Below are 15643 nucleotides of genomic sequence, written 5' to 3' on the forward strand. Positions count from 1 at the left end.
CGAACAGGACGAACAAGCCGAAAAACCCAGGACGGGCCGGACAGGACGAACCGGCCGGACAGGCAGGACAGGCAGGACAGGTCGGACAGGCAGGCCGGACCGGGTGAACCAGGGAAGCCCATGTTCGGGTGAAGCCGCGCGCTACGGTCACCTCGTCACGGCCGCGCTTTCCGGACAAGCGCCCGTTGGAGAAATGTTCCTGCGAGGGAGACCGTTGACCCGATCATGGACATTGGAATCGTAGGAACCGGAAACGTCGCGCAGGCGGTCGCTCGCGGCTGGGTCGCCGCCGGACACAACGTCGTGCTGGGCTCGCGGGTGCCGGAGGGCCGTGTCGGGCTGCCCGCTCCCGTGGTGACCGTCGAGGAAGCCGTGGTGCACGGCCGCATCGTCGTCAACGCGACCCCGGGCACGGAGTCGGTCGCGCTGCTGACCGGCATCGGGGCCGAGGCGTTCACCGGCAGGACGATCCTCGACATCGCGGTGGGCTTCACCGCCGAGGGGTTGTCCCATCCGCGCGAGTCGCTGGGCGAGGAGATCCAGCGGGCGTTCCCCGGTGTCCCCGTCGTCAAGACGCTTGCCACCGTCACGTCGTCGGTCATGGACGATCCCGGCCGCCTGGGCGAGCCCGGCACCCTTTTCCTGTCCGGCGACGACGCCGCGGCCAAGGCCGAGGTGACGGGCCTCCTCGTCGACCTGGGCTGGCCGCGCGAGAGTGTGCTCGACCTCGGCGGCATCGCGACCGCGCGCGGTCAGGAGCACTTCGCGCTCCTCTTCCTCGGCATCGCCGGCGCGCTGGGCACGCACGAGTTCAACGTCAAGGTGGTGCCGCCGGCCTCAGCCGGCTGACCGGCGAGGCCTGGTCCGGAAGCTGAGGACCCGGCCCGCGGGGGCAACGGCAGCGTACGCGCCACCAACTACGCGAAGTGCACATCCCGGGCGGCGGCAGGGGGGGTGGCCGCCGCCCGGGACCCGGTACTGCCCGCGAAGGGCGTAACGGCCAGGCACTCGGCACGCCAAGGGGGGAGTTAGGCGTGCGGTGCGCCCGGGGCGCGAGGCGTGGTCAAGTCGCGTTGCGGCGATGGACCACGGTGGTGGCAGTCGTGAAGGTTTCGGTCGTCCCCCGTTTCCCCCACAACGTATCGCGCGTGGGGGATGGTTCCCGCCAACCCTCCGACCGGGCGCCGACGGGTTTCGCGGCGGCGCCGGTCCCACGGCGTACAAAAGCAACGATCACGATGGATCTCCCCCCGGGCAGTCGCGGTCCGTCGGGACCGCGCCGCAGCACACCTCCAAGAGTGGCAGATGCCGGGCGCTCGGGGCATCCCGCGCATGGAGTATTCGCGGAGGCGGGTCTCGTCCTGGCGGAGGAGCGGGGGCCTTGCGGACTGCCGCGAGCGGGCGCCGTGAAGGCCGGCCACCGCAATGGTGGCCGGCCTTCATGACGTGCGGTTGGCGCATTCCCGGTGCCCGACGGGCGCCGGACGGTTGGCGCGGACCGTACGTCGGGCGGTGCCCGTCAGGACAGTTCGGGGCTGTGCCGGGAGTACTCCGGCGCGGACCAGACCAGCCCGGTGGAGCCCGGCACCTCGACGACCCTGGTCACCGCGAACTCCGTCAGCCGCTGCGCCCCCGGGTACGCGGCGGCCCGGTCCGCGTCCCAGATCGTGCGGGCGGTGCCGGTGACGTGCAGCAGGCCGCCGGTACGCCAGTCCGGGAACACCAGGCCCGCCGCCGGGTTGACCGCGAGGTTCCCCGCCGTCATGAACATCGAGTTGCCGGGGTAGTCCGGCCAGACGATGCGGTCGGGCGCGGGCACGTGCACGAAGCCCGGGTTTCCACCCCGGTGCGAGGCGTCGGTGTTGCCCTCCGTGTCGGCGGTCGCGATGAAGAACGCGTCGGCGGACGTGACGGCCGCCCTTTGCGGGGCGGTGAGTTCGGTGCCGCGTACGGCCGCCGCGTCTCTTCCGGCCACGGCGGCGGGGCCCGGCGTGCGCTTGCTGATGTATTTCGGGCAGTTGGCGTAGACCTGGTCGAGGTCCACGTGCAGGCCTCCGCCGGTCGGACGGGCCGTCCCGTTCATGCGCATGCGCCGCCGGGTGCCGGGTTCGATGGCGATCATGCCGACACGCACTCCCGTCCCGGACGCGTCGGCGAGTACGTCGGCCAGCGGGTCGTCGGGCCGGGGCCGGGCGGCCACGGTCACCGCCGTGTCGCCGACAGCCCGGACGAACCCGGGCCGGCCGGTCAGTACGGTCGCCCACACGCGGCCGTCGCCGTCCGCCGCACCCACGACGATCATCGGTTGGGCGGCCAGGAAGTCGGCCGCGACGGCCGGGACGGTCGTCCCGATCGCACGTTCGGCGTGGGCCGCGCGGTCGGCGACCCCCGCGCGCTCCTGCACCGCGATCTCGCCGCGGTGGTATCTGCGGTCCATCGGTCTTCCTCCGGATGCGGGCCGTGTTGCGGCGGTCCAGGTTGCGGCCGCCCCGGGATGTGGCAGCCGCAGGTTGCGGCGGTCTAGAAGAAGCCGCAGGTCGGAGCCTCGCCCGACGGAGCGGCCACGCCCTCGACGCCGGTGGGGGCGTAGATCTCCAGCCGGATGCCGTCCGGGTCGGTGAAGAAGATGCCGCCGGATGCGGCGCCCTCACCGTGCGGCACGACGCCGTCGTGGGCGAACACCGCGCCCAGTTCCTTGAGGACGGACTCGGCGGCGCGTACCGCCGCGACGTCGGCCACCTGGAACGACAGGTGGTGCAGCCCGGGGGCGTCGGTGCGGAAGGCGCCCTCGCTCTGCCGCCACAGGGTGAGCACCAGTCGGCCGCCGGCCCCGAGGAACACCCAGCCCTGTTCGTCGTCGCGGCTGACGACGTCGAGCCCGAAGACCTTCGTGTAGAAGTCCGCGGACCGGTCGAGGTCGGTCACGTTGAGCCCGATGTGGCCGGTCGTCAGGCCGGCGGGGGTGGTGGTCGTCGACATGCTGGTCCTCCGAGATCTTCTAATGTCTCACCTTGGATCTTGACATTAGATACTCTGGCAGGAATCACACATGGATGCAAGGCCGTACTACCATTAGGGGGTGGACAGGATGATCATCCCGAAGGCCGAGGGCAGCGGGGCCCCCGCACTCGGGGAGCCGCTGGCGGTCGAGTTCGGCAACACGCGCTTCGCGGTGCGCGGGACGCGCGGCGGGGTGCACGACGCCCTGGCCGCCCCCGAATCGCTCGCGGCCTGGCTCACCGAGCACGCCGACGCGTTCCCGGACGGCGTCGCGGACGCCGCACTCGCCGGGCTGCGACCCGCCGACCTCCCCCGGTACGCCGCGCTGCGGGACGCGATCCGTACGGTCTCCCGCGCGCTCGTCGACGGCGCGACGCCCGACGCGGCGGCGATCGCGAGCATCAACGAATCGGCCGCCGCGGCTCCGCGCGTACCCCGCCTGTCCATGGGTGCCGACGGCATACTCATCGCCGTCGACGTTGCGGACCCCCACCCGCTCGCCGCGCTGTCCGCGCTCGCCGCGTCCGCGATCGACCTGTTCGGCGGCGGCGACCGCGAGTCGCTGCGTTCCTGTGCGGGCCCCGGCTGCGTGCTCTTCTATGTCAAGAACCACCCGCGCCGGGGCTGGTGTTCGGCCGGCTGCGGCAACCGCGCCCGCGTCGCGCGCTACCACGAGCGGCACAAAGGCTGACCGCGCCGCGTCCGCGATCGCCTATCCTGGACGTCCCGTATCACTCGGCGAAGGTCCGGGCACACCGCGAAGTGCCCTGTGCATGAGAAGAAGTGACGACTTGTCAGCCCTGGAGTGCGGCCACGGCCGCACCGGCCGCGCGAGGGGGTCCGCCTCCTCGTCCGCGTGACGGCGAGCGGGCGGGGCATCGCCCCCGCGATCCGGAAGAGCACGCGCGCCGATCTGAGGCGCTCCCGGCGTCCCCGCGCCCACGCGTGTTGGGACCACCTCTACGCCGCGCCCCTGTGGCCGATGCACAACGCCAACCTCGGCACCATGCTGCGGACTTGCGATGCGGTCGGCGCCTGCCTGGCCGTACCCCGCTTTCCCTGGGTGCCGGAGGCCCTGGCGCGCGGGAACACCCTGCGGCGCCCGGCATGCGTGCACTGGAGCGGCGACCAGCTCACCTGGCTGGCCTGCCAACGCGAGCGCGGCGCCCGGGTGGTCGGGGTCGAATTGGCGGAGGACGCGGTACGCCTCGCCGACCTGCGCCCCGCCCGCGGCACCACGGTCGCCGTGCTCGGCCACGAGCGTGACGGCATCCCGCCCGAAGCCCTGGACCTGCTCGACGAGGTGGTGGAGATCCCGATGGTGGGGACCGGCACCACCCTCAACGTGGCGGTGGCCGGGTCCCTCGTCCTCTACAAGCTCGCCGGACTGGTGTGACGGCGCGGGCCGGAACCCGGCGCCCGCGGTCAGGCGGGCCGGGGCGTGTTCAGCTCCTCGGCGTTCAGTCCCATGATCTTCGCGCGGGTCTCCTCGTCGAAGTCCTTGACCTCGACTTCGTAGTCCCGGGGGTTCGGTAGCGCCTCGATGTGCGGCCAGTCCGAGCCGAAGACCACCCGGTCCGCGCCCATGAGTTCGACGGTCTCGTGTACGTCGTCCTCCCAGAACGGGTTGATCCAGATGTGCCGGCGGAAGGTCTCCACCGGGTCCTCCGGGAACAGCCCCGGGACCTTGCGGTTGACCGACCGCAGCTTGCGGAACAGGTCGCCGAGGAACTCCGAGCCGTTCTCGACGGAGACGACGCGCACGTTCGGGAAGCGGTGGAAGACGCGGTCGAGGACCAGCGACGCGAGGAAGTCGTAGATCGGGCGCTCCATCGTCCACAGCATGGTGACCGACGGCTTGCCGTGCCCCTTGAAGTCCGTGGACAGCCCCTGCTTGCGGCTGTAGCCGTTGGACGAGTAGCCGCTGTCGCCGGCGTGCACGACCACCGGCACGCCCGCCTCGTTGACCCGCGCCCAGAAGGGGTCGAAGACCGGGTCGCCCGGGGTGAACGGCCCGTCGGTCGTGGTCGGCGCCGCCGGCCGCATGCACACCACGCGGGCGCCGTTCTCCAGTGCCCGGTCCAGGTCGGCCATCGCGGTGTCGAGGTCGGCGAGGGCGATGTACGGCGCGGCGAAGATGCGGTCCGCGTGGTTCCAGCCCCAGTCCTCCTCCAGCCACCGGTTGAACGAACGGAACAGCTGGCCGACGGCCTTCGGGTCGTGCTTGAGGGCGTCCTCGTAGATCATGCCGAGGGTCGGGAACAGCCAGACCTTGTCGAGGCCTTGCTCGTCCATGACGCGCACGCGCGCCGCCGGGTCGCGGTACTCGGGGCGGATCGGCTCGCGCTCGCGCAGGAACTCCAGCGGGTTGCGGCCCTCCGGATTGCCCCGGAAGTACTCGGACATGGCGCCGGCCTTCGCGATCGGGTCGAAGGTAGGGTTCACCACCGCGTGGTTCACCTTGCCGCCGATGACGTGGTACTTGCGCCCGTTGATCTCGCACCACTGGATGACGCTGCCGCCGAGGCGCGGGTCGAGGTGGCGGGTGAACGCGTCGATCGCCTCGTAGTAGTGGTTGTCGGCGTCGAAGACGAAACTCATGCGCCCACCTCGTAGATCGCTTGCCTCGGTTAAGTATTCGGGGACATTGTGCGGCGCGCGGGCCGCGGGCACAAGGTAAGGGAGTCTGACTTTTGTGGGTCCGGGGGCGTGCCGCCGCACGCCCCCGGACCCCGCGCCGCAAGGGGGTGGAGTCCGCGGCTACGGCTGGAACAGCAGGTCGGACAGCACGCCGGACGCGCGGTCGGCCTGCGCGTACGCGCCGTTCAGGTAGGTGCCGAACTGCGTGCGCCCCTTGAGGAAGTACTCGAGGAACGCGGTCGCGTAGACGTTGCCGGTGTAGTGCTGCGAGTCGTACGACACACCCGGGTCGCAGTCCTCGGGAACGCCCGGGATCGGGACGCTCACGCCCTGGTCGTCGAGGAACTGCACGTGGTTCGCGCCGCCGATCTCGACGTACTGCTTGTACGTGCCGGAGACGTCGTTGTAGTAGCGCTTGCCGGCTCCGGGGGAGATGCAGTCGTTCTGGCCGCTCTCGATCAGCGTCGGCACCCGGATGTTGCGCACGTCGGCCTCGACGCGGTTGTACAGGTCGGGGTCGGCCGGGTCGTACCCCGGCGTCATCGCCACCACGGCGTCGATCCGGCTGTCCTGCGCGGCAGCCGTGAGCGCGCCCGCGCCGCCGAGCGAGACGCCCGCCGCCGCGATCCTGCCGGTGTCCACGATGCCCTTGACCGGGCTGCCCCAGGCGCCGTTCTCGGAGATCAGCCGGGTGATCCCCGCCTTGATGTTCTTGGTGTGCATGTACGGGTCCGTCGACAGCAGGTTCGGCGGGTAGTAGCTGAGCACGATGTAGCCGTGCGAGGTCAGGTAGCCGATGGCCCAGTCGAAGTAGTCGAACCCGACCCAGGACGCCGGGGCGAGCACCACGATCGGGTACTTGCCCTCGGTCTTGTCGGCGGGCTTGAGCCAGCCGTCCGAGGTGGCCGGGTACGAGACCCGCGCGTTCTGGAACCCGGGTCCACCGGTCCAGTACAGGAACTCGTAGGTGCCGACCTTGTAGGTGCCCGGCTGGGTCGGCGGCACCGGGGTGACCGCGTTGGCCGGGATCGCGCCGAACAGGAGGGAGAGCGCGGCGAGGATCGCGCTCAGCAGCAGGCCGACCGTGCGCCGGGGCCGGCGGCGGTGCGGTCTGTCGGGGGGATGCGTCATGGTGCGTCACCCTTCTTGGGGGATATCCGGGGGGATATCGGGGGGCGTACCTCGGCCGCGCGGCGGAACCGGCGGCCTTGATTCCGAAAGGAACCGCATTGCCGAAAGCCGGTCCCGCGCGCCGACCACGGAGTGACGGGACGACGGGACCGGGTGGGGCGGGCTACGCCTCCAGGGCGCGGTAGGCCGCGGCGACCAGGGACATGGCCCGCCAGTCGGTGTGGGAGGCCGACTGGCTGTTGGTGACGTACGCGAACGAGAGCCCCGCCGCGGGGTCGGCGAAGGCCAGCGTCCCGCCGGCGCCCGGATGGCCGAACGCCTGCGGGTCGCGCGAGACTTGGAAGAACGACGTGGCGGGTTTCATGAACCCCTGGGCGAACGAGGTGAGTTCGCCGAGGATGCGGTCCGGGCCCTCGACCGCCGCGGCGGTCGCGGTCTTGACGGTGTCGGGGGACAGCAGGCGGACGCCGTCGAGCGTGCCGCCCTCGGCGAGTGCCGCGTACACCCGGGAAAGGGCACGGGCGTTGGTGACGCCGCAGCCGGACGGAATCTCCAGGGCGAGCACGCCCGGGTCGTGGTCGGCGCCCGGCGCGGCGAGTTCGGGGAGTGCGAACATCGCGCGCACCAGGTCCGAATCGGGATCCCACGCGGCCGACGGCTCCGCGGCCGCCGAGGGCACGATCGTGGCAACGCCGACGGCGACTTCGGGCGGTGTGCCGATGTACGCCGGCACGCCCAGCGGCCCCGCGACCTCGTCGGACAGGAAGGCTCCCACGGTGCGCCCGTCGATCCGGCGCAGCAGTTCACCGGCGTAGAAGCCCCACGTGACCGCGTGGTACCCGTGCGCGGTCCCCGGTTCCCAGTGCGGCCGCTGGGCCGCGAGCAGGTCGGACAGCGCGTCGGGCACCGCCACGTCGGCCAGTGTGATCGGCGCGTCCAAGTAGGCCAATCCCGCCTGATGGGACAGGAGTTGCCCGACCGTGACGCGCTGTTTCCCGGCCGCCGCGAACTCCGGCCAGTACCGGCAGACCGGGCTCGCGTAGTCGAGCCTTCCGCGATCCGCGAGCATCGCCAGGCACGTGGCGACCAGGCCCTTGGTGGCCGACCAGACGACCTGCACGGTGTCGTGCTCCCAGCGCCGCCCGGCGGCCGGGGCGGCGAGGCCGCCCCACATGTCGACGACCGGTCGGCCGCGCACCTGGACCGCGAGCGCCGCACCCACCTCGCCGCGTACGGCGAAGTTCGCCCGGAACTCCCGGGCCACCGCGTCGAATTCCGGCGCGGCGAAGCCCTGCACGGTCGCGTCTTCCACGGGACGGCTCCCTGTTCGTCGATCGGTCGGTCACGCGCCGGGCCCGGAGTTCTGTCGGGCCGGACGCGCCGGTGCTGTGCGCGCCCGCCGATCGGGGGGGAGCCGCCATGACCCTGCGGCGGCCGGGGTCAGGCCACGGGGCCGCCCGACGCCTTGCGGCGGCTCCCGCCCGATCGCGGTGCGGTGGTGCGCTTCGCCCCCGCGGAAGTCCCGGGCGGGGTACGCCGTCCGGGGCGCGGGGTCACGCCGTCGAGCACGAGGCCGAGGAACTGCTCCTCGAGTTCGTCGAGCGTGTGCCCGCTGGTCCGGTGCCAACCCACCGAGAGCCACAGCGGATACGTGAGGTAGCGGTACACGAGGTCGGGGGTCAGGTCGCCGCGGAAGTCCCCGGCTGCGATCCCGGCCTCCAGCGTGTCCATCCACAGCGCGCGGACCCGCAGGCTCGAGTCGTTCAGGTGCGCGAACCGCGGCAGGGTCGCGAGGTACGCGTAGTCCCGCAGGTACACGGTGCACGCGTCCGGGTGGGCCGCGATGACCCGGAAGGCCGCGTGCACGAGCCCGCGGAGCCGGGGGAGCGGTTCGGTGTTCTCGTCGACCGCTTCCTGGTACCAGGCGGAGAGGTCGTCCATCGCCCCGGTCAGGAGCTCGTCGACCATCTCCTCCTTCGACTCGAACCAGTGGTAGAGGCTGCCGGCCTGGATGTCGACCGCGTCGGCGATCTCCCGTACGGTCGTCGCCGCGACGCCCTTGCGGGCGAACAGCGACGCCGCCTCGGCGAGGATGAGTTCCCGTCGGGCGGGCGCCTCGGGCGCCGTCTTCCTGCGTGCCATCAGTTCGTGTCTTCCTGCTCCGGCCGGTGGTTCTGCGCAGCCTAACCGCAGGACGGGGGTTTTCCGGAGGACTTGGTTCCGCTGCTCGTGCGCACCGCCTTCCGTCCCGGTGCGCCGCACGCAATTGCCGCGCGTGCAACGCGTCTTGAGGCGGCGCCCGGGGGTTCCGAACCGCCTCTCGACCGGTTTCCGAGCCGGCGCTCGGGTGGTCCGGAAAGGCCGTTCGGTGGTGCCGGTCCGCCGTCGGGTGTGTGGGGGAGAGCTGCCGGGGAGTACTGGTTTCCGGCCTGGGCAACTAATCTAACGAGCGTTAGTTGGCTATCTAACATTTGTTAGATTACTCGGAACTTTTACGCCCCGGCCCGGCCGGCTGTCAAGGCTTGTGCGGCACCGGGTCCTGCTCTACGTTGACCGGCACCATCCGTGGGGGATGGCCTCCGGGGAGCGGACGCGAAAGGCGTTGCTCCCTCATGAACCGCACGTACACCTCTTCCGGACCGCGCAGCGCGCCGCGCCGCGGAACCGGCGGAATCCGCCGTACCCGCAGAATCGCCGCGGGGGCGGCGGCCGTCGCACTCGCCCTGGTCGCCACCGCGTGCGGCGGGGACGACAAGAAGGACACCGACTCCCAGGCGGCGGGAGGGAGTTCGGCACAGAACGCCGACATGCCGGCCGCCAAGATCGTCGGCCTGTGGCAGGTCAAGGGCGAGGACCCGAACGCGATCGACGACTACCAGAACGGCGCCCTGATCGCGGTCGACGAGATCAACGCCAAAGGCGGCGTGCTCGGCAAGCCGCTGGAGTTCGAGCGCGTGCCCAGCGGCCTCAACCCGACATCGGCACGCACCGCGTTCCTCCAGGCCAAGGACAAGAAGCCGAGCGGCATGGTGGGCTTCCCGGGCGGCACCGAGGCGCAGGGGCTGCAGCGCGACATCGACGCGGCCGGCATCCCGATCGTCAACGTGAACAACGACATCACGCTGCTGTACGGCGCCAAGAACGGCAGCGAGTGGATGTTCACCACCAACCCCTACGACGGCGCGACCGCCCGCAACATGGTCGCCCTCGCGGTGAAGAACAACTGGGCGAAGATCGGCATCCTCGGCAACGAGCTCGGGTACGGGCGCGACGGAACCGCGCGTACCGAGGCCGCGGTCAAAGGCACGACCGCCGCGGTCGGCGACAAGCGCCTGGTGCCGGTCACCGCCACCGACCTGACCGAGGCGGTCCTCGCCCTCAAGGGCAGCGACGCCGTCTTCTCGTGGACGTACCCGAACACGCTTGCCGCGCAGCTCAAGCAGATGGCCCAGAACAACATCACCACCCCGGTGTTGGGCGGCGGTTCGACGCCGGTGGTGGTCAACTACGGCCTCGCCAAGGGCAAGGAGATCGAGAACCTCAACGCGGTCCTGGCCTGCCTCCCGGCGATCGACACGCGGCCGGCGAGCAAGGCGTTCAACGACGCGTACAAGGCCAAGTTCGGCACGGACGCCCCACCGCTCGCCGCCGCCGCGCACGACGCGGTGTGGATGCAGGCCGAGGCGATGAAGAAGGCCGGGACCACCACCGACCACGGGAAGATCAAGGCCGCGCTCGAACAGCTGACCTGGACCGAGGGCGCCTGCCAGCCCGAGTACAAGTCCGACCCCTCGCACATCCTGGCGCACCAGCAGATCGCGATCGACTACGACGCGACCGGCAAGCCGACCGTCGTGGACACCTACAAGATCCCGGAGTTGGCGAAGGGCGCGAGCTGAGCCGACCCCCGTACGTGGCGGCGCACCCGGGGCCGACGCCCCGCACGGCCACCGCGGGTGCGCCGCCGCCCCTCGCCTCCCAGGAGTTCCCATGGCGACGTTCATCGCCCTCTTCGCCGGCGCACTCGCGTACGCCGCGGTCCTCACCCTGGCCGCCGTCGGCTTCCTGCTGCTCTACAAGGCCACCGGCGTGGTCAACTTCGCGCACGGCGACCTGCTCACCCTCGGCGGCTTCCTCGCCTGGTGGGCGATCGACGACCTCGGCTGGCCGGTCGTACCCGGCTCGCTGCTGGCGATCGTGCTGCTCGCGGTCGTCGGCATCGTGCTCGAACGCGTCGCGTACGCCCCGCTGCGCAAACGCCCGCAGATGACCGTCATCGTCGCGACGCTTGCCGCCGCCCTGGTCATCCGCGCCTCGATCGGGATCTGGCAGGGCAGCGAACCGCGCCGCCTGCCCGGCCCGCTCGGCGACGGGGCGTGGCACGTCGCCGGCGCGGCCATCGCATGGCAGCGGGTGCTCATCATCTGCGTCACCGCCGTCGTGGTCGGCGTGCTCGTCTACGTCTTCCGCTGCACGTCGTTCGGCCGCCAGGTGCGCGCGCTCGCCGCGGATCCGGACGCCGCGCAACTGTGCGGCGTGCGCATCCGGCGCGTGTCGATGACCGCGTGGGCGCTGTCCGGCGCGCTCGCGGCACTCGCCGGCATCCTCGTCGCCCCGCTGACCGTGCTGGACCTCAACTTCGGGTTCGCGATCATGCTCGGCGGCATGGCCGCCGCGGTCGCCGGGGGCTTCGGCAACCTGGGCGGCGCGGTGCTCGGCTGCCTCGGCGTCGGACTCATCCAGCAACTGCTGGGCGGCTACGTGCTGCGCGACTACGCGGGCGCGCTGCCCTACGTCGCACTGTTCCTGGTGATCGCCCTGCGGCCGCAAGGGATCTTCAAGACCCACGCGGCACGCCTCTGAATTACGAACAGGCGTTCCCCGGAGGCGACTTGGTCCCATCCCGGCCGCCGCGACACCGAACCCGAGAGAACCCCGAGGAAGCCGGCCCATGACCGACACACACAATCCTGCCGCACCACCCGACGGGGCGACGGAACGGACCGGCGTACCCGGCCTGGACGCCGCCTCCGGGCGCCTCGACGACCTGCGCGCCCGCCTCGGCGCGAGCCCCCGCGGCACCGTGAAGCCGCCGGTCTACGGCCGCCACCAGTACCTCGGCGTCCTCGCGTTCGTCGCCGTCACGGCCGTCGCGGCGCCCAACCTGATCACCTCCGCGGAGGGCACGAACCTGCTCGATCTGTGGTTGCTCTACTCGCTCGCGGGGATCGGCTTCTACTGGATCTTCGGCCTCGGCGGCCGGTTCGCGTTCTGCCAGACCACGATGATGGCGGTCGGCGCGTACGCGAGCGCCTACACGATCGAGCGGGGGCAGCCGTTCTGGCTCAGCGCGCTCTGCGGCGCCGCGGCGGCCGGCGCCGTCGCCGCGGTCGTCGGCCTCGCGCTCGCCCGAGCCCAGCACTTCGCGTTCGCCATCGGCACGTTGGCGGTGTCCCAGATCGGGATGGTGGTGTTCAGCCGCACCAGCGAGTTCACCGGCGTCAACGGGCAGGTGACCGGGCTGCCGTACGCCTCGCTGTTCGGCCACACCTTCGACTCGGACCGCGGCGCGTTCTGGCTCTTCCTCGGCGTGCTCGGACTCGCGCTCCTGCTGGGCGTGTTCCTGGAGCGCTCGCCGGTCGGCCGCGAGGCGGTCGCCGCCCGCGACGGCGAGATGGTCGCGCGCACCGCCGGCATCCCGGTGCGCCGCGTGCACCTGATGCTGTATGTCCTCGGCTCGGTCGCCGGCGGCCTGTCCGGCGCGCTGCTCGCCAACTGGCAGGGCTTCGTCGGCGTCGACCAGTTCGGCCTGGACCTCGGCATCGGAATCTTCCTGATGGTGATCCTCGGCGGAGCCGGGTCGATCTGGGGGCCGGTGCTCGGCGCCGGCTTCTACGTCTGGGCGCCGAAGCTGCTGTCCGACTTCAAGGAGTACCAGGGCGTCGTCTACGGCGCGCTGCTGCTCGTCATGATCATGGTGGCTCCCGAGGGGCTCATCGGACTCGCGGGCCGGGCACGGGCGTTGCTCCGCCGCGTCGGGAAGGGCGGTGCGCATGGCTGACACCGTGTTGGAGGCCTCGGGGATCCGCGTGTCGTTCGGCGGCGTGCGCGCCGTGGACGACGTCGGCGTCACGGTCGCGGAGGGCCAGGTCGTCGGCATCATCGGGCCGAACGGCAGCGGCAAGACGACGCTCCTGAACGCGCTGTCCGGGGTGGTCCCGGCGACCGGCTCACTCGTCGTCGACGGACACCGCGTACGGCTGGGCGGGCCCGAGCGGTCCCGGCGGGCGGGGCTCGTACGGATGTTCCAGCAGCCGCAGCCGTACCGCTACCTGACGTGCCTGGAGAACGTCCTCGTCGCGACGCCGGACCGGCGGGCGAGCGGGCTCGGCGCGGCGTGGCTGGCGCGGCCGTACATGCTCCGGGTCGAACGGGCGCGCTGGGCCTCGGCGTTCGCGGCGCTGGAGCGTGTCGGGCTCGCGGACAAGGCACGCCTCCCGGCGGCGGTGCTGACGTACGGCGAACAGCGGCTCCTGGACGTCGCCCGCGGCATCTCCGCCTGCCCCCGCGTGCTGATGCTGGACGAGCCCAGTGCCGGCCTCAACGACCACGAGACGACCGAACTGCTGGTGCTGCTACGGGCGGTGGCCGCCGACGGCGTCGCCCTGCTGGTGATCGACCACAAGATCGACTTCATCGACGCGCTGTGCGACCGCATCACCGTGCTGGAGACCGGCCGGATCGTCGCCGAGGGCAGCCCCGCCCAGGTCTGGCGCGACCGGCGGGTCATGGACGCCTACCTGGGGACGGCCCACGATGCTTGAACTGAACCGACTGTGCGTCGACTACGGCACCACACGCGCGGTGCGCGAGCTCGACCTGCGCGTGGACGCGGGCGAAGCGGTCGCCCTGCTGGGACCGAACGGAGCGGGCAAGACCTCGACACTGCACGCCGTCTCGGGTCTCGTCCCGGCCCGCGGCACCGTGCTGTTCGACGGGGCCGACATCACCGGCCACTCGCCGTCCGAGATCGCGCGGCGCGGACTGGTGCACGTACCCGAGGGCCGACGCGTCTTCCCGAGCCTGAGCGTGCACGAGAACCTGCGCATGGGCCGCATCGCGGCATCGGGACGCCGCGGATGGACCGAGGACGACGTGTACGCGCTGCTGCCCGCCCTCGTCCCGTTGCGCGACCGGGCGGGCTACGCGCTGTCCGGCGGCGAGCAGCAGATGGTCGCCATCGGCCGCGCGCTGGTCTCCGCACCGCGCATGCTCCTGCTCGACGAACCGTCGCTCGGCCTCGCACCCGTCGTCGTGCGCGCGGTGTACGACGCCCTCGCGCGCATCGCCACCGACCTGCCGGTCCTCGTCGTCGAGCAGAACACGGTCGAGGCGCTGCGCCTGTGCGGGCGCGGCTACGTCCTCGCCGCGGGCCGCCTCGCCCTGTCCGGCACGGCCGACGAACTGGCCGACCGCGACTCGCTCCTGGCGTCCTTCCTGGGAAAACGTGATGCGGCGCACACCCAGGGAGGCCGGGAGCTCCTCAGCTGCCGGGGGGTGGCTGCGGAGCCGGGTGCTTGAGCGCGTTCTTGACCATCTTGTCGCGCAGGGCCTGCGCGAGGTCGATGCCGAGAACGCCGCACACACCCAGCAGGTAGGCGAACACGTCCGCGACTTCTTCCCGGACGTGTTCGCCCACCTCCGGGTCCTCCATGACGCGCGCCGCCTGCTCGGGAGTGAGCCACTGGAAGATCTCGACCAGCTCGGACGCCTCGACACTGAGCGCCATCACGAGGTTCTTCGGGGTGTGGTACGGCTCCCAGTTGCGCTCGGCCGCGAAAGCCCTGATGGCGGCGGAAAGCTCGGCGATGACGTCCGGCTCTGGAGAAGACATGCGGACCAGTGTGCCGCCACGACGCGGTGTCGGTGGCACGGGGGACAATGGCCGGGTCGGACATGCCCACGTATCAGCCGTACCCCAACAGGGCACAGCAGCGAAGAGGAAAGGTCGGTCACGGTCGCATGAGGGTCGCCACCTGGAACATCAACTCGGTCGGGGCCAGGCTGCCGCGCATGCTCGAATGGCTGGAGGGCGCCGCCCCCGACGTCCTGTGCCTCCAGGAGCTCAAGTGCACGGCCGACGCCTTCCCGTACGAGGCCGTCGAGGCGCTCGGCTACCAGGTCGCCGCACACGGTGACGGCCGCTGGAACGGCGTCGCGATCCTGTCCAAGGTCGGCCTGGAGGACGTCGTGCGCGGCCTTGAGGGCGGACCCGAGTACGAGGGCGTGCAAGAGACGCGCGCGATCAGCGCGACCTGCGGATCCGTGCGCGTGTGGTCGGTCTACGTGCCGAACGGCCGCGAGCTCGTGCACGCGCACTACGCGTACAAGCTGGAGTGGCTGACGGCCCTCAAGGCGGCGGTCGCGTTCGACGCGGCCGGCGAGCGTCCGTTCGCGGTGCTCGGCGACTTCAACGTCGCCCCCACCGACAAGGACGTGTGGGACATCACGCTCTTCGAGGGCGCCACCCACGTGAGCGAGGCCGAGCGCACCGCGCTGGTCGAGCTGGGCAAGGCCGGCCTCGAAGAGGTCATGCCGCGCGCGCTCAAGTACGACGTGCCGTTCACCTTCTGGGACTACCGCAACCTCGGCTTCCAGAAGAACAAGGGCATGCGCATCGACCTCGTGATGGGCAACCCGGCCTTCAACGCGGCCGTCAAGGACTCCTACGTGGACCGCGAGGCCCGGCGGGGCAAGGGCACGTCGGACCACGCGCCCGTGGTCGTGGACCTGGACCTCTGACCGGCGGACCCGAACCGCTGACCGGCGGGTGCGCGGGGCTGCGCGCAAACGACGTCGAGGTCCGCAGGCC

16 protein-coding genes are annotated in these 15643 nt (G+C 71.5%); 9 read left to right on the top strand and 7 right to left on the bottom strand.

Translation table 11 applies throughout. The features are described from left to right. Positions 1–225: 225 nt before the first annotated feature. The gene (locus AB0C36_RS04945) at positions 226–849 is read left to right on the top strand and encodes an NADPH-dependent F420 reductase (protein WP_358349319.1); all 624 of its coding nucleotides are present in this window, start codon (positions 226–228) and stop codon (positions 847–849) included. A gap of 670 nt (positions 850–1519) precedes the next feature. Here AB0C36_RS04945 and AB0C36_RS04950 read toward each other — a convergent pair. Then, the gene (locus tag AB0C36_RS04950; RefSeq protein WP_358349322.1) at positions 1520–2437 is read right to left on the bottom strand and encodes a pyridoxamine 5'-phosphate oxidase family protein; all 918 of its coding nucleotides are present in this window, start codon (positions 2435–2437) and stop codon (positions 1520–1522) included. Positions 2438–2520: 83 nt separating this feature from the next. Then, entirely contained in the window at positions 2521–2979 is a 459-nt protein-coding gene (locus AB0C36_RS04955) for a VOC family protein (protein WP_358349325.1), read from the bottom strand. A gap of 109 nt (positions 2980–3088) precedes the next feature. Here AB0C36_RS04955 and AB0C36_RS04960 point away from each other — a divergent pair, with 109 nt between their 5' ends. After that, positions 3089–3691 (top strand): CGNR zinc finger domain-containing protein, encoded by a 603-nt coding sequence (locus tag AB0C36_RS04960; RefSeq protein ID WP_358349450.1) that lies wholly within the window; start codon positions 3089–3091, stop codon positions 3689–3691. Positions 3692–3982: 291 nt separating this feature from the next. Continuing rightward, positions 3983–4396: a TrmH family RNA methyltransferase gene (locus AB0C36_RS04965; RefSeq protein ID WP_358349328.1), complete on the top strand. Its 414-nt coding sequence runs from the start codon at positions 3983–3985 to the stop codon at positions 4394–4396. A 29-nt stretch (positions 4397–4425) separates the two neighbouring features. Here AB0C36_RS04965 and AB0C36_RS04970 read toward each other — a convergent pair whose 3' ends face one another. From AB0C36_RS04970 to AB0C36_RS04985, 4 genes are all read right to left on the bottom strand, one after another. Further along, positions 4426–5601: an amidohydrolase family protein gene (locus AB0C36_RS04970; protein WP_358349331.1), complete on the bottom strand. Its 1176-nt coding sequence runs from the start codon at positions 5599–5601 to the stop codon at positions 4426–4428. Positions 5602–5760: 159 nt separating this feature from the next. After that, positions 5761–6771, bottom strand: coding sequence for an alpha/beta hydrolase family protein (locus tag AB0C36_RS04975; RefSeq protein WP_358349334.1), 1011 nt, complete (start codon positions 6769–6771; stop codon positions 5761–5763). Positions 6772–6934: 163 nt separating this feature from the next. Beyond that, complete coding sequence (locus tag AB0C36_RS04980; RefSeq protein WP_358349337.1) at positions 6935–8083, bottom strand: serine hydrolase domain-containing protein; 1149 nt, start codon at positions 8081–8083, stop codon at positions 6935–6937. Between the two features lie 128 nt (positions 8084–8211). Then, entirely contained in the window at positions 8212–8913 is a 702-nt protein-coding gene (locus AB0C36_RS04985; RefSeq protein ID WP_358349340.1) for a TetR/AcrR family transcriptional regulator, read from the bottom strand. Between the two features lie 470 nt (positions 8914–9383). Here AB0C36_RS04985 and AB0C36_RS04990 point away from each other — a divergent pair, with 470 nt between their 5' ends. The 5 genes from AB0C36_RS04990 to AB0C36_RS05010 all read left to right on the top strand — a co-directional run bounded on the left by AB0C36_RS04990 (position 9384) and on the right by AB0C36_RS05010 (position 14352). Then, entirely contained in the window at positions 9384–10670 is a 1287-nt protein-coding gene (locus AB0C36_RS04990) for an ABC transporter substrate-binding protein (protein WP_358349343.1), read from the top strand. A 91-nt stretch (positions 10671–10761) separates the two neighbouring features. After that, positions 10762–11634, top strand: coding sequence for a branched-chain amino acid ABC transporter permease (locus AB0C36_RS04995; RefSeq protein ID WP_358349345.1), 873 nt, complete (start codon positions 10762–10764; stop codon positions 11632–11634). Positions 11635–11722: 88 nt separating this feature from the next. Next, positions 11723–12832, top strand: coding sequence for a branched-chain amino acid ABC transporter permease (locus AB0C36_RS05000; RefSeq protein WP_358349347.1), 1110 nt, complete (start codon positions 11723–11725; stop codon positions 12830–12832). After that, on the top strand, positions 12825–13595 hold the full coding sequence (locus tag AB0C36_RS05005) for an ABC transporter ATP-binding protein (protein ID WP_358349350.1): 771 nt from the start codon (positions 12825–12827) through the stop codon (positions 13593–13595). The genes AB0C36_RS05000 and AB0C36_RS05005 overlap by 8 nt, the downstream gene beginning before the upstream one ends. Further along, on the top strand, positions 13588–14352 hold the full coding sequence (locus tag AB0C36_RS05010) for an ABC transporter ATP-binding protein (protein ID WP_358349353.1): 765 nt from the start codon (positions 13588–13590) through the stop codon (positions 14350–14352). Before AB0C36_RS05005 ends, AB0C36_RS05010 begins: the two co-directional genes overlap by 8 nt. Here AB0C36_RS05010 and AB0C36_RS05015 read toward each other — a convergent pair. Further along, on the bottom strand, positions 14315–14665 hold the full coding sequence (locus AB0C36_RS05015) for a nucleotide pyrophosphohydrolase (RefSeq protein WP_358349355.1): 351 nt from the start codon (positions 14663–14665) through the stop codon (positions 14315–14317). The genes AB0C36_RS05010 and AB0C36_RS05015 overlap by 38 nt on opposite strands. 128 nt (positions 14666–14793) lie before the next feature. Between AB0C36_RS05015 and AB0C36_RS05020 the strand changes: the two genes are divergently transcribed. Beyond that, positions 14794–15573 (top strand): exodeoxyribonuclease III, encoded by a 780-nt coding sequence (locus AB0C36_RS05020; protein ID WP_358349358.1) that lies wholly within the window; start codon positions 14794–14796, stop codon positions 15571–15573. Positions 15574–15643 lie beyond the last annotated feature (70 nt).

The sequence above is a fragment of the Streptodolium elevatio genome (genome assembly GCF_040649515.1).
GTDB lineage: Bacteria > Actinomycetota > Actinomycetes > Streptomycetales > Streptomycetaceae > Yinghuangia > Yinghuangia elevatio.